Origin of the sequence: Dactylosporangium sp. CA-233914 (assembly GCF_050942935.1) — a bacterium.
In the GTDB taxonomy this organism is placed as follows: Bacteria; Actinomycetota; Actinomycetes; order Mycobacteriales; family Micromonosporaceae; genus Dactylosporangium.
This window is the reverse complement of the sequence record NZ_CP192030.1, coordinates 246,517-259,692: the sequence shown is the minus strand read 5'-3', so window position 1 is coordinate 259,692 and position 13,176 is coordinate 246,517. Positions and strand designations below refer to the sequence as shown.

General features: G+C 67.8%; 10 protein-coding genes. 7 read left to right on the top strand and 3 right to left on the bottom strand.

Annotated features, from left to right (window positions below):
• The first annotated feature begins 43 nt into the window (after positions 1-43).
• From ACQPY0_RS01185 to ACQPY0_RS01170, 4 genes are all read left to right on the top strand, one after another.
• Positions 44-286 (top strand): hypothetical protein, encoded by a 243-nt coding sequence (locus ACQPY0_RS01185; protein ID WP_432983270.1) that lies wholly within the window; start codon positions 44-46, stop codon positions 284-286.
• The gene (locus ACQPY0_RS01180; protein ID WP_432983267.1) at positions 283-792 is read left to right on the top strand and encodes a hypothetical protein; all 510 of its coding nucleotides are present in this window, start codon (positions 283-285) and stop codon (positions 790-792) included. Before ACQPY0_RS01185 ends, ACQPY0_RS01180 begins: the two co-directional genes overlap by 4 nt.
• Positions 789-1,907 carry a C40 family peptidase gene (locus ACQPY0_RS01175; RefSeq protein WP_432983264.1) on the top strand — a complete coding sequence of 373 codons (1,119 nt, stop codon included), beginning with the start codon at positions 789-791 and terminating at the stop codon, positions 1,905-1,907. Before ACQPY0_RS01180 ends, ACQPY0_RS01175 begins: the two co-directional genes overlap by 4 nt.
• A 198-nt stretch (positions 1,908-2,105) precedes the next feature.
• On the top strand, positions 2,106-2,807 hold the full coding sequence (locus tag ACQPY0_RS01170) for a hypothetical protein (protein ID WP_432983261.1): 702 nt from the start codon (positions 2,106-2,108) through the stop codon (positions 2,805-2,807).
• Positions 2,808-2,814: 7 nt separating this feature from the next.
• On the opposite strand, the gene ACQPY0_RS01165 is transcribed toward ACQPY0_RS01170, so the two are convergent.
• Positions 2,815-3,609 carry a hypothetical protein gene (locus ACQPY0_RS01165; protein ID WP_432983258.1) on the bottom strand — a complete coding sequence of 265 codons (795 nt, stop codon included), beginning with the start codon at positions 3,607-3,609 and terminating at the stop codon, positions 2,815-2,817.
• Positions 3,610-3,895: 286 nt separating this feature from the next.
• Between ACQPY0_RS01165 and ACQPY0_RS01160 the strand changes: the two genes are divergently transcribed.
• From ACQPY0_RS01160 to ACQPY0_RS01150, 3 genes are all read left to right on the top strand, one after another.
• On the top strand, positions 3,896-5,293 hold the full coding sequence (locus tag ACQPY0_RS01160; RefSeq protein ID WP_432983255.1) for an APC family permease: 1,398 nt from the start codon (positions 3,896-3,898) through the stop codon (positions 5,291-5,293).
• Positions 5,293-6,009, top strand: a complete 717-nt coding sequence (locus tag ACQPY0_RS01155) for a hypothetical protein (RefSeq protein WP_432983252.1) — start codon at positions 5,293-5,295, stop codon at positions 6,007-6,009. The genes ACQPY0_RS01160 and ACQPY0_RS01155 overlap by 1 nt, the downstream gene beginning before the upstream one ends.
• Before the next feature lie 466 nt (positions 6,010-6,475).
• Positions 6,476-7,156 carry an alpha/beta fold hydrolase gene (locus tag ACQPY0_RS01150; protein WP_432983249.1) on the top strand — a complete coding sequence of 227 codons (681 nt, stop codon included), beginning with the start codon at positions 6,476-6,478 and terminating at the stop codon, positions 7,154-7,156.
• 338 nt (positions 7,157-7,494) lie between these two features.
• Here the strand turns inward: ACQPY0_RS01150 and ACQPY0_RS01145 are convergent, their stop codons facing one another.
• The gene (locus ACQPY0_RS01145) at positions 7,495-10,452 is read right to left on the bottom strand and encodes a DUF499 domain-containing protein (protein WP_432983246.1); all 2,958 of its coding nucleotides are present in this window, start codon (positions 10,450-10,452) and stop codon (positions 7,495-7,497) included.
• Positions 10,449-13,148, bottom strand: coding sequence for a hypothetical protein (locus tag ACQPY0_RS01140; protein ID WP_432983243.1), 2,700 nt, complete (start codon positions 13,146-13,148; stop codon positions 10,449-10,451). Before ACQPY0_RS01140 ends, ACQPY0_RS01145 begins: the two co-directional genes overlap by 4 nt.
• Positions 13,149-13,176: the final 28 nt, after the last annotated feature.

Genomic DNA, 13,176 nt, shown 5'->3' with positions numbered 1-13,176 from the left:
CGCCACGGTTGCACGAGCACAGCTGCGCTACCCAGATGGCCCGGTGACGCATGTCGCGACGGCGCGCAACGACGAGCCGGCTATCGATCTCCGCGCGCTGGCCGACCAGGTCGACCCGCTCGCTGCGGACATCACTCAGCAGATACGGCGCATCCGCACCATCGGATCGCACCAGCAGGACACCGCGCTCACCGACCTGCAACGTGCCGTCTACCAACTGGGTCGCATCGTCGATCAGGCGGCAGGCGGCTGGCCGCCGGCCGCAGCGCCGGACGAGGCACCATGAGGAGCGCACGCGGGGTAGCGCTGCTGCTTGCACTCGCCGTCACGGCTGTCGCAGGGTGCAGCCCGACCGCGCCCAACGGCCGGACCCCCGCTCCGGGAGCTTCCGGCCAGCGCACCGACCTGACTCGCTCTGCCAGCGCCACCACCTCGGCTCCCGCAGCACCGGTCGATCCGGCGGCCATCGACGCGGCGGTCCGCTTCATTCAGCTCTGGGGCCGGCCGACTATCGACCCCCGCACGTGGCTGGCTGACGTCGTCCCGCTCGCAACTCCACGCTATGGACAGGCCCTTGCCACCGTCGATCCCGCACGTGTGCCGGCTGCTCTTCCGGACACGCCGCCCGGCACGGCGACCTCGATCGGATCGACGGCGCCGAGAGCGCTCTCCGCGACACCGGACGGTGCCGTCGTGCTCGTGTCCATCACCGGCGGCACCGTCAAGGTCACCGTCCTTCACACCAGCAGCAGCTGGCTCGTCGACGACGTCGAACCCGGAACCACACCATGAAGCGCCGCACCAGCACCCGATGGGTCCTTGTCGTCCTCGGCGTCGTTGCGGCCGTGGTCATCGGCTGCGGCGCGCTCGCGGCCATCCTGACCCCGGACAACGCCTACGCCTGCACCACCAACGCGGCAGCCACCATCTCCATCCAAGACCCGAACCCCACCACCGACACGTCCGGTGCCCCGACCGGCGCCGCCGGCAGCGGCCGACAGGTCGGCCGGTGGAACGCTGAACAAGTCCGCAATGCCGCCGTCATCGTCGCGGTCGGCGCCGAACGCAATATCCCGACCCGCGGCAAAGTCATCGCCGTCGCCACGGCGATGACGGAATCCTCGCTGGTCAACACCTCGAAGGTCACCGACCACGACTCGGTCGGGTTGTTCCAGCAACGCCCAAGTCAGGGCTGGGGCACCACCGCGCAACTGCTCGATCCCCGCTACGCGGCCGGCAAGTTCTACGACAAACTCCTCACGATCCCGAACTGGGAACAGCTGCCCCTCGCGGAAGCCGCGCAGGCCGTCCAGCGCTCCGCCTACCCCGACCGATACGCCCAATTCGAAGACGATGCCGTCCAGGTCGTCGCCGCAGTCGGCGGCGATCCCGGCGGCCAACTCGGCGTCACCGACCTCAACTGCCCCATCGACGGCGGCGACGGCAGTATCGACGTCGACGGCGCCGGTCTCCCCGACGGGTTCACCCTCCCGGCCGGCACCCCGGCGGCAGTGGTCACCGCGATCGGCTGGGCCCTGCAGCAACTCGGCACCCCATACCACTACGGCGGTGACTGCACCGCCGCCCACTCAGGAATCCCGGCCCACCAATGCGACTGCTCTTCCCTGATGCAGGGCGCCTACCGGGCGGCCGGGATCAGCATCCCCCGCACCACCGGCGGCCAGGTCAGCGCAGGCACCGTCGTGGCATCCCTCAACGACATCCGCGCCGGCGACCTCGTCCTCATCCCCGGCAGCCAAGGCACTCGGACCCGCCCTGGCCACGTCGGCATGTACATCGGACAAGGGCTCATCGTCCAGGCGCCCCACACCGGCGACGTCGTCAAGATCAGCAAGCTCAGTTCGTGGAGTTCTCAGGTGGCGGCCGTTCGTCGCATCGTTACGTGACTGTGAGTGACCGGGCTCGCCGCAACCGACAAGGGGCTGCGCTTGTGGGACGAGTGGAGGCATCGCGCCCCGAAGCCTGCCTGCACGCCTGCAACGCGCCGGATCTGGCCGGTGCTGCGGTGACCTGCAACGGCGGGGATCGTAGTGGCGGCGTCCTGGCCGGAGACGCCACCGCCTGGGGAGGGCATCGAGCTGCCGATGCGCACGCCGCCTTCACTGCTGCGGGCTCTGGACTATCCGGGCGATGCGCAATTCGTCGCCTTGTATCAGGACGGACGGGTGGGCAGAGCCACCGACGGCGTTGATGCGGTCGACGCCGAACCGTACGGCTGGCAGCTGTTCCGGGACCACGCCATGACCCAGCGGCTGATCGCGCCATACGACATCGGCGATCGCGGCGGCGGCGCGCAGCACTGGCTCGTGGTCGATCGCGGCAGCGGCAAGATCGCGGTCATGCGACCGGACGACGCAGCGCAGCTGCTCAACGCCCAGCCGCGTACCCGTGATGCGCAGCTGGACGGCCTCAATCCGGAAGAGCGTGCCATCTACCTCGACGCCGTGCAGCGCAGAGCGATCGCACGACCCGACACCGACGCCGGGTGGTTTGGAGCGTGGATGGAATACGCACGGCCACTCGCCGGCGCCCAGCGCGAACTCGTGCGCGACCTCAACGGCCAGGCAGGTCGAAGCCTGCTCCATCGCATCCACGGCCTGAACGCCTCAGTTCACCAGACCGTCAGCGACCTCACGGACCCCGAGCGGTCGGAACCCGCAGATCGGCCAAGTCGTCCTCTGCAACCCGACCGAGATGCCTCGCCTCCGTCGGCGGCGCGGGCCCCTGACGACCTGTCGGCCGACAAGCCGCCCGACGCTGCGCACGGTGACCTGAGCCTCGACTAGCTACCGGCTACGCCGTGCGCTCGAACGTTTGTGTTTTCCACAGCTCGGCAAGGCGTGGCTGTCTGGCTCGGCGAAGGTCCGCATCGAGCCACTCGGGCTCGTTCCCGTAGGCGTGGCTCCACCAAGCCCTTCGTTCGTCTACGCCGGCCCGCAACGGCACGATGAAGGACTCCCGGATGAGGTTCGGAGCGATGACGCGGCGAAGGAACGTGCAAGCTGACGTTGTGATCGTGGTAGCGGCCATCGCCGGATCATCGCCGCCGGTGAAGACGGCTGGCCCGCTAGAGAGCACGATGCCCTCGGCGTTGTCGGACCAGGCCACTCGGTCCCGAATTTCCGCGGCGATGGCGTCGAGGCGGCTCTCTGCCTCCATCCTGGCCCAGCCGGTGAACTGAAACAGGCCGTCCAAGCAGTCAACCCGGATCCAGGCCGGCAGGGGACCGGCAACCTGCTGCGACTTGGCGGCGAGCGTACGGCCCAGGCGATGCCATTCGTCCCGCTCCTGGACCGCACCAGCAAACAGTGCGGTACCTGCCGGGATCAGACCGCGACAGATCGTGATCGTGCCGATTTCACTTGGAACCACTTGGTTTCCGGGCTCGCCGTCGGTGTGTGCCGCGATGAGCCTGACGGCGTCCAGCCACGCTTGCGTCTCGTCTTCGACCATGTGACTCGTGAGGTCGATCAGGCAGGTGACGTCAAACTCGAGCTCGATCCGTCGTACCGCTGCCCGCAATGCTTCTTCGTACTCCTCCCACGCCGTATCGATCGCGGCACGAGGGATCGTTGTCGTCTCCACCACTGCTGGTCGTCGTCGCCGGAGATGAGCAGGTCTGCCTTTCGCGCCGATCCGGGTATCGTCGGCTCGAACGTCGCAGCTGAGCCGAGATCCACGGCTGCTCGGGCCACTCCCTGGGCGGCGCACCGGGCGTGAACCGCGGGTCTCCGGGCACCATTGCGCGGACGACAGTGCTGGCGCAGACAGGAGTCTGGTGGCACGGGGTGGCACTGGCTGCCGCCTACACTCTGCCGGCGCTTCACGCCAACGATCGGATGGTGAGTGACCTTCCGCGATCGTGGGCCGGCCGGTGACCGCGCGCATCGGTCCCGTCCAGGCAACCGCCCTCTACGTTGGTGCGCTGCTTGGTCCGGGCGTGCTCACGCTGCCGGCCCTCGCCGCCGCAGTGGCCGGCGCTGGGTCCTTGATTGCCTGGGCGGCGCTCGTCGCTGCGAGCGTGCCGCTGGCAGCAACGTTCACCGCGCTGGCGGTGCGGTACCGGCAGGCCGGTGGCATTGCGGGACTGGCAGAGCTGGCGTTCGGGACTCGCATGTTCGCTGTCATTGGGTGGTGCTTTTACTGCGCGGCGCCGCTTGCTGCCTGCGCTGCGGCCTTGATCGGCGGCCAGTACGCGGCGGCGGCGCTTGGCGCCGGTCATGGCACTGCACTCGGCGTCGCCAGCGGCATCCTGGTCGTGGTCTTCACCGCCAACGCCTTCGGTCTGCACGCTTCGGGACGGCTGCAGTTGGGTCTGGTCGGTGCGCTGGTGGTGCTGTTGACCGTGGCGGTCGTCAGCGCTGCCCCGCATGTGAACCCCGCGAACTTCCACCCTCTGCTGCCGGGCAGCCCGGTGCCGGTCGGTCGGGCGATGGCGGTGTTGTTCATCGCGTTTTCCGGCTGGGAGGCGTGCGGGCACCTGACCGACGGCGTGGCACGGCCGGAGCGGACCCTGCCGAAGGTCGCCGCCGCCGCTGTCGCCATCGTCGGCGTGCTCTACCTCGCGCTGGCCACGGTCACCATCGGCGTGCTGGGCCCAGACGCCGCGAACACCCCTGCACCGTTCATCGCTCTCTTGCATCGGGGAATCGGTGATGCTGCCGGACCTGCGGCCGCGCTCGTCGCGCTCCTGCTGACCTGCGGGGCCGGGATCACGTTCGTCGCCGGCGCGGTACGGCTCGGGGACGCCCTGGCACGCCGCGGCGCACTGCCCGCGCTCCTGACTCATCCCGGTGATCCGGCTGGCCGGCCGCGGCGCAATCTGCTGATCCAGGCCGGGTTCACCCTCTCCGCGGCGGCCATCTGCGTCAGCACCAACATCGGTGTCGGCCCGCTGCTGCGTGTACTGTCCGTGCTCCTCGCCGCCGTAACCCTGGCCGGCACCATGGCCGGCGTGGTGCTGCTGCCCACCTGGCGGCGCACAGCACCGGCTGTGATCTCGACGGCCGTCACCGCCGTCGTGCTCGGGGCAGCCGGCCCGCTCCTGGTCGCGCCCGCCGTGCTCGGCGCGGGAGGCGCCACATTTGCAGCCCTTCGTCGCGCTCGGCCGGCACGCGACGCCGCGCACCGCCCGTCATACCCCGCACCCGCGGAGCACTGGCGGCGCCGGCCAGCGCATCGATCCAGGCGACGGCGACCCCTGCCGCCGCGGCGGTCGGCGGCTACGCCGGTGAGCGCGTCCCCGGCTGCCCGACCGGGCCGGTCTCGGTGATGGCGCCGTTCAGCGTGCCCGCGCCTGTGCCCGGTGAGCCGGTCGTCCTGCCCGCCGAGGCTCCGCCGGTGCTCGGCGATTTCCTCGGCTACCGCGGCGGCGACCGGTACGTGGCGATCTACTTCGAGCAGGGTCTGCTGCGCCTGGACGACGGCGGCGTGCGTGATCAGGCCGACCAGACCGCGTGGCGCCACTACGCTGCAAGCCCGATCGCGCAACTGATGCTGGCGGCGATTCGTCTGGGCAGCCCAGCGGAGGATGCGACGCACTGGCTGCTGCTCGATCGGCAGACCGACCGGCTCACCGCAGGGCGTGCCGCCGACATTGCCGCTGTCATTGCCGCGCAGCCACACACTCGGGATCGTTTCAATCCCCTCGTGGCGCCGGGCGCGGACGTCGTGCGCCGGACCGATCCGGAGCTGCTGGCCGCCAACCGGCCGACCGATGGGCCGTTCTGGCGCAGGTCCCTGCAGCGCGAGCGCGCGCTGTACACCGCCCTGGATCGACACGTGGAACGGCAGCACGCCGCCGTCGTCCGTGACGGCATCGCTGGTCTGCGCGCCGAGGTCGCAGACCGCACGGCAGCGGTGGGCACGGGCCCCGCTGATGCAGCCCCGCCGCGGCCGTTCACCGACGCCGGATGGCTCACGTCGCCGTCCCGCGCCCAGGAGGCGGCGCCGGCGGATCCCGCAACGGCTGCGGTGGAACTCGCCTGACACAGCCGCCCACTGCGAAGAAGGAGTCTGCAGATGCACGGTGCTCAGGTCGTTGACGGCAAGACACGCCCTCCCGCGTGGCGCTGGCTGCGCGGTTCGCTGGTCGTCCTGCCGCTGCTCGTCGCCGCAATGCTGGTGTGCATACCCGACGCAGCGCAGGCGCACGGTACGGCTTGCCAGCGGCGCGACTCGTGGGTGGCGCTCACCCCAGATGCTGACGTCCAATACCGGGTGGCGGGCTGGCTCTGCCGGCCGTCGCGGCCCACTGCCACGGTGCAGGTGCTGCTGTCCGGGTTCACCTACGACCACACCTACTGGGACGGCCTGCCGAGCGATGGCCGCTCGTACCTGCGCGCCGCATTGACGGCCGGCATCGCCGTCTACAACGTCGACCGGGTCGGCGTCGGGCGCAGCGACCGGCCACCGGCCGAGCAGGGAGCAGGTCACCGCCGAGACCGAGGCGTACGTGGCGCACCAGCTGGTGCAGCGACTGCGGCAGCAACCCTTCGGATACACGCACATCGTCGGCGTCGGGCATTCCTATGGCTCCGCCGTGTGGATGGTCGAGGCAGCCACGCAGCACGACGTCGACGCCCTGGTCCTGACCGGGTATCTGCATGAGCCCAACACAACGCAGCAGGCCGTCATCGCCGCCGGGCTCCACGCCGCCGGCGACGATCCGGCGCTCGCCGGCGACCCGATGCCCGTCGGATACGTCACGACGAAGCCCGGAACACGTGGCCTCGACTTCTACCATCTGCCCGGCGCCGACCGCTCCACCATCGATCGTGACGAGCGGACCAAGGCGACCGGAACCACGGGTGAGCGAGCCACGATGGGCCTCGCCCGTGACCCGTTCTACAGCCAGCACATCACCGCCCCGGTCCTGCTGATCGTCGGGGAACACGACGCGCTGTCGTGCGACGACGACGATCTTCCCTGCCACACCGAGGCGCAGGTATGCGCCCGAGAACGGCCGTACTATCCGGCGATCAGCCGAGTGTCCGCGGTGGTCATCCCCGGCGCCGGCCATTCGATTCACGGCCATCGAACGGCACCGATGGAGTTAGCGGTGAGCAACGCGTGGAGCCAGACGGCAACCTCCGCACCCGACCGCGCCGCGCACTGGGCCAGCCGCTGCGGCTGAGTGGTTGTGACGGAGTAAACCGGTTCTTGTCCGCCATCGCCAGCTGAGCGCTACTCCCGAAGCGGTCAGCTCGGGTCGGGCTCGTGGTCTCCCAGCCGCGATGCGCTGGCCGCTCGTCCACGGACTCCTTCGTGAGCGTGTCGGAGATTACCCAAGGCGAATGCCCACGGCAGGCCGCCGCCTGCGCCAGGCGGTCCCTCTGTGGTCACGGGAAGATACCGCCGCGGCCTGCCTCGGAGTGACCGGCAAGGGGCAACAGCTCACCGACCCTACACCGAACCGGGCCCGGTGGGTTCGGCGTCGGCACCGAACCCACCAACGACTACAGCCGAAATCAACTAAAAGTCGTCCTCGTCCTCAACTTTTACCACGGCACCTGGCACTGATTTGGCCTTGTCCGCCAACTGCTGCGTCTCGCCCGAACGAGTCGTGATTGTAATGTCGAATCCGAGCATTTGAATGTCGACGTTAACCTTGGCCGGATCGATAAGTGACGCCAACTCACGGATGACGCCCCAAACCGCTTCTCGCTTAGCGTCATCCGTCATGGACGAGAGTGGCATTCGAACACTAGCTACTTCGTACGTAGTGTCGCCAGCAGAGTCTTTGCCGGCAGAATCGGTACCGCCGGCGCCGGCGCCCTCAGGCTTGGTTGCTGCCTGGCCGCCGGCTGTTTGGCCATTCCCGGCGCTGCCGTTGCCTGAACTATCGCCGCTTCCGCCGGACGGACCGGGTTCCGGCTGCGCCTCGACCGTGGGGCGTGGCCGCAGGACTTGCTGTACGGATGCCGGCTGGATCTGCCCGGCATCGGCTGGGCGAATCTCATTGCCGTCGCTGTCGGCAAGCATCCAGTCCTCGCCGGTCGCGAGTTGGAAGAGTGCTTGACGCAAGTCGTCGACGGTTGCGATCAACGGCCACGTTGGATTGCTGTAAGGAAGCGCGAACAGTTCCTTCGGCGTCAGGTTGCGTCCGTAGTTGCCGCTGGTGATGAGTTGACCGACATAGTGCGGCGAAAGGTTGCCGGAGGCGACAGCCCGGCGTGCCGCGACGAGGTCGAGCCAAACATCCTGGCCGGCCAACGAGGTCTTGCCGTCTGGCACAGTCTTGTACTGCGCCGCGAGTCCTGCATTCGTCCGAAGCAGGTATACGTAGTGCTGGTATGCCCAGCGGGTGTCGTCGTCGAGGTTCTTGCGGGCGGCGTCTCGGCGGGATCGGGCCTCGGCGTACTCCTCGTCGGCGGGATCGAGATGGTCGACGACGATCTCCCACGCGAGGAAGTCCTTGGCGCGGTCTCTGGCTCGGGTCCGACGCTGCGTGTTGACGAGTGCGATCACCATGGATGCGGCGTAGGTGGTGGTGATGCCTGGTGTAATGCCGAACGCGACGTCGAGATCGGCCCGGGTAGCGGCGTCTTTACCGTTCAGCAGGGTCCATCGGCGGGGGTCGAGCAGCACCAGCCGGTTTTCTTGTCCATCGACACGGTCAAAGCATTCCGCTGCGGTTGCCTTCGCGTAGGGTGGCTCCACCGGGTGAGGCGCGCTGAAGGGACCCCTGCTCGCCAGTTCCTGGGCGCGCTTCCACACCTGTTCCAACGCCTGGTCGTTGCTGACCATGGTCATGGCGTTGGCGTGGTACATGTTGAGCGTTTGCTTGATTGATAGGTAGAAGCGTTCGGCGCCTTTGCTGTTGGCCGGCCGGGTCCGCTCCAGCGCCCCGAGGCCACCTTGAACGGGTCCCGCTACGAGCGCGTTGAAGATCTCCTCGGCCGCGGCGTATGGAACACCGGGTCCGGCGATGGCGGCGAGGAGTTCCATTTTTGTGGCGCCACGTGCGGCTTGCGCTCGTGGTACGAGGCTGTACGCGAAGCATGCGGTTGCCATCCGCTGCGCTGGCGTCGGTTGGCCGGCGGTAACCCCGCTAGCTCGCAGCGTGGCGTCCAGATTGAAGGCGGTGCCGCCACCACCGCCCGAGCGGATGATGTCGGTGTTGGCGACGGCGCGGAATCCCTGGATGGCGCGGTCGTTGCCGGCCAGCACGCCGGAGGAGAGCAGTGCCTCAAGCGCATCGGTGTGCAGCGGGATATCGCCGGGACCGATGAGATCAGGAGCCCAGCGGCTCGCTTCGCGCTCACGCACCCAGTACAGGACGGAGCGGGCGAAGATGGCGACGGTTGATCGGACGCGCTGAAACGCTTGTACAACCGACCATTCCTTCGACACGAGCTCGAACAGATCCGGATGGAAGGGATACGTTTCGATGATGCGATCGGCGAGTCGTGCGAGGGTGCGACCTGATCCGAGCTTGGCGTATACCTGCGTGGCCCAGGCATCGTTCATGGCCAGGTAGGCGTCTGCGAGAGCTTTCGCGGTGTCGTCAACCTCGGCGTGATTGAACAGTCGTCGTCGGATGATCTGGGCGAAGTCCGCAGGGTCGGTGACGGTGACCGTCTCGCCGTTGCGTTGCAGGCGAGCAGCGAGGTACTCACGCATCTCCTCGGCGGCCGGGTGGTAGCCGGAGTGGTCTTCGTCGCTGCGGATCATCACGATGATCAGTGCTACCTGTGGTTGGTCGTCCACAGCGTCGGTCAAGGCGTTCAGGAACGCCTGTTCACCTGGCAGGCCGCCAATGGCGCTCTGGTCGGTGAGCGCCATTGCGTAGTCCATCAGCTCGTCGATGACGACGAGCACCGGTCGGTCGAGCTCGGCGAAGGCGGCCTGCAGGGTGGCCTTGTTCGCGCCCAGGCTGGTGTAGTGCTGCCAACGCCCGATCCGATCCTGATGATCTTGGAAAAGCATCCACAGGAATCGGCCGAATAGATCTGTGGCGGGCCCGAATCTCGGATCGGTCTTGCCTGGCGACATGGAATCGCCGATGAGTACCACGGGTGCGACATCGCTGAGGTCCAGCTTATGTCCACCGGCCCCTGCTTCGGCTGCGACAGCACGGCCGAGGTCCGAGGCGAAAAACGCATCCGGACTGTTGATCATGTGCCAGATGCCGACCAGGGCATGGCTCTTGCCGCCGCCCATGCCCTGGTCGAGGTGAAAGCACGCTTGCGCATCGACGCCATCGATGCCCAGGCGGCGGGCCACTCGGCCGAGGAAGCCGACGAGCAATGGCGTCGGCTGCGTGATGTCGGTGTAGTAGTCGCACTTCGCGTACGGCACGAGCACGGTTTGGTAGACGGCTTTTGCCAGGCTCATTTGCAGCTCGCCGACAGATCCGTCCGTGAGACGAACCTCGTCGCGAAGCGCCAATGCGGTGGTCCAGTGGCTTCCGTACAGGGGTGCGGTCACGAGGTCTCCTTGAACAGGCTGGGTTGAGCTCCTTCAGCGCCAACGTTGCGGGTCGCCGCGGTTGCTTGCACCGACCCCCGGTTCCGCTTGACCGCTGCGAGAGCCAGTGCGACTGGGTCTGGCGTCGGCAGCTTGGTGGTGAGCCAGTCGACGAGCGCCCAGATGTGCGCGTCGGTCGGTGACCGGTCTGCTGTCACCAGGCAGGCTGCGACGGCGTCCGTGCCGGCCGGCCATGCCGCCGCCATGCCGCGCACAATCTCGTAGACGCTCGATGCGGGTGTAAGCCGTTCGGGGGCGTCATGCCGCAGACGGAAACCGGCCTTGGTCTCGGCGAGGATCGGTCCGCGTAGCTCTTCGATGCGCAGCCCGTCTGACTGGGCGAAAAACCGGGCCTCACCCTTGGGGACGTCGATGCGGCCGTAGACCTCGTGCCAGAAGATTGCGAGTCGGGTACGCGGGTCGAAGGTCTCCAACGGCAGCTCGTCCAACCGCAGAGCGACCGCGTCGCGAACAGCGCGTCGCGCTAGCTCCATGTAGTGCTGGAGCGCTACGGTGCCGCCGTCGGGGGTGATGACAGTGCGGTACCGGCCGACGATCTGCAAGGCTGCGCCGTACGAGGCCATGAGCTGGTCCTCGAGCGCCAGTCCGTCGGCGTCCCATCCGCGGCTGCGTCCCTTCACCTCGGCGACGACCTCGGCGTCGACTTGCGCCGCGATGCCGATCGGCCGGTTGGCAGGTGCGACCCTGGCGCCGATCGACACCGTCACCGAGATGGTGGCCACACCGGTGACGGCGGTCTCCGTGCGCGAAGGCCATGACGATGTCACAACGAAGCCGGCGTCAGTCAGCGCGGCCAGCAGCCGCCGCCACGCAGTTGGGTCGGCGTGACCGAAGATGACGGTCAGGTGCCCGTCGACTTTCAGGACGCGTCGAGCCTCACCGAATGCACGCTCGAGCATCGTCTCGTAGAACTCTTCGGTTCGGTGGTCGCCGTGTCCTTTGGCGCCGCGACCCTTGACGATGATCTCCTCGGTCTTGTCCTGAAGTCCATCCTTGTCGTCGGAGTTGCCGTCGAAGAGTTCTGGTACCGCCTTGTGTAGAGCGCGTTTGAACCATACGTGGAAGAGGTCAGACGAGTCGGCGTAGGCGATCATCTGGTAGTACGGCGGGTCGCAGACCAAGACATCGATGGTTGCGTCCCGGAAGGGCAGCGCGACAGCTGAGGCTCGACGGAATCGTGCCGGGCGTGCGTCGGCTCGACTCTCGGCCAGCACCTTCCGCAGCGCAGCGAGAAGGCTGATCGAGACGGAACGCCACGTTCCCGGCCCAGCGCCGGGTCCTGCCTCCAGATAGTCGAAGGCATGCGTGATGGTGCTTTGATTGGTGAAGATGTCTCCGGAGTAGACCCGGTTCTGCTCCGTGCCGTCCGGCTTCCCCCGGCTTTCCTTGCGGGAACCGCGGGTCGCCCGGCGTAGCTGTCGGGTGATGTTCGCGCCCGCATAGGCACACAGGGCCGATGCGTAGTCGGGGCTCACAACGCCGACGAGCTCGTCGTAGATGTCGGAGATGGCGCGGGCTGTTGTTGCGAACAGCAGCAGCTGCCTGGGATTCATCAGCGACCCGTAGGTCAGGTAGCCATATTGCCGGGCGTCGACACCGGCGGTTTTCGGGATGGCTTCATCTGGGACCGTTGAAACGTTGGGAGCTGTACTCCCGGGTGACCAGTGTTGGGCATCGTCAGCCGCGGCAACCTCGTCGCCTCGGGGCACACGGAACTCTTTGCGGTTGTTCTCCGGGTCGATCTCTGCGACGGCCAGCATGGCGTCGGCGTACTGGTTGGCGTTGCCCTTGGCCTTCACGACGTCGAGGCTGTGCGGATGGCCGCAGCCGGGAAACGGACAGCGCGCTGACTTGCCGCGCTTGCCAGTGGGGGCGGTAAACGTCGGTGGTTGCGTCGGCGGCCCGTCGTGCACCTTGGTCCGCCACGCGTCGCCATCGAAGACAAGCTTCAGCGACTGTCCCACGTCACGGGTCCGCTTGTAGGGGTAGCGCAGCACCATCGACCCGATGAGCGGGAAACGTCGCTGGCAGCCGTCGCACGGAATCGTGACGGCCCAGAGGTAGGCCCAGGGAACCTGTCCGGCACGGAACGGGTTCCCCGGATACAGTGGTGCCACTTGGGTCTCGACCCGCCGACCAACCTCGGCCAGTACGATCCGAACATCGGCGAGTAGGCGGGGCTCAGCGTCCTCGAACCCATCCAGGGTCGTCTGTGTGGCTTCGAGCTGATCTTTTCCGCTCCGTCCTTGTGCCGAGTCCGTCGGATCGTTGTCACGGTCGCCGGCTGGTGCGTAGGGCAGCGTCGGCTCGGCGGACCAGTCACGCAACGGGTAGTCGGCCAGCAGCCTGCCCGCGAGAGTGGCGACCGGTGATAAGTCTGTGCCGATGGCCGAGGCGCCCGATCGCGCAGCTTCCAGCGGGATGATTCCTCGGCCGGAGAACATGTCCAGGACCACGGGCCCCTTCGGGCCGTACTGGGCGGCGATTCTGGTTCGGAGCCGCTTCATGACGACCTCGTCGCCGTCGAGGACGGCGGCCTTGATGTCAGCCCGGTTCGCGGGCGTGTCCGGCAGCAACGAGCACAAGACCGCCGCGCGGGCCTGCGCGATCGGCCGCGATGCGAACCAGCTGAACAACGCTTTTTCGCTCAGCCCGGATCCGGCC

Excerpts from the sequence above, each read along its gene's own strand:
- ACQPY0_RS01180 (WP_432983267.1), top strand. The coding sequence starts at position 283 with ATGAGGAGCGCACGCGGGGTAGCGCTGCTGCTTGCACTCGCCGTCACG.
- ACQPY0_RS01175 (WP_432983264.1), top strand. The coding sequence starts at position 789 with ATGAAGCGCCGCACCAGCACCCGATGGGTCCTTGTCGTCCTCGGCGTC.
- ACQPY0_RS01170 (WP_432983261.1), top strand. The coding sequence starts at position 2,106 with ATGCGCACGCCGCCTTCACTGCTGCGGGCTCTGGACTATCCGGGCGAT.
- ACQPY0_RS01155 (WP_432983252.1), top strand. The coding sequence starts at position 5,293 with ATGGCGCCGTTCAGCGTGCCCGCGCCTGTGCCCGGTGAGCCGGTCGTC.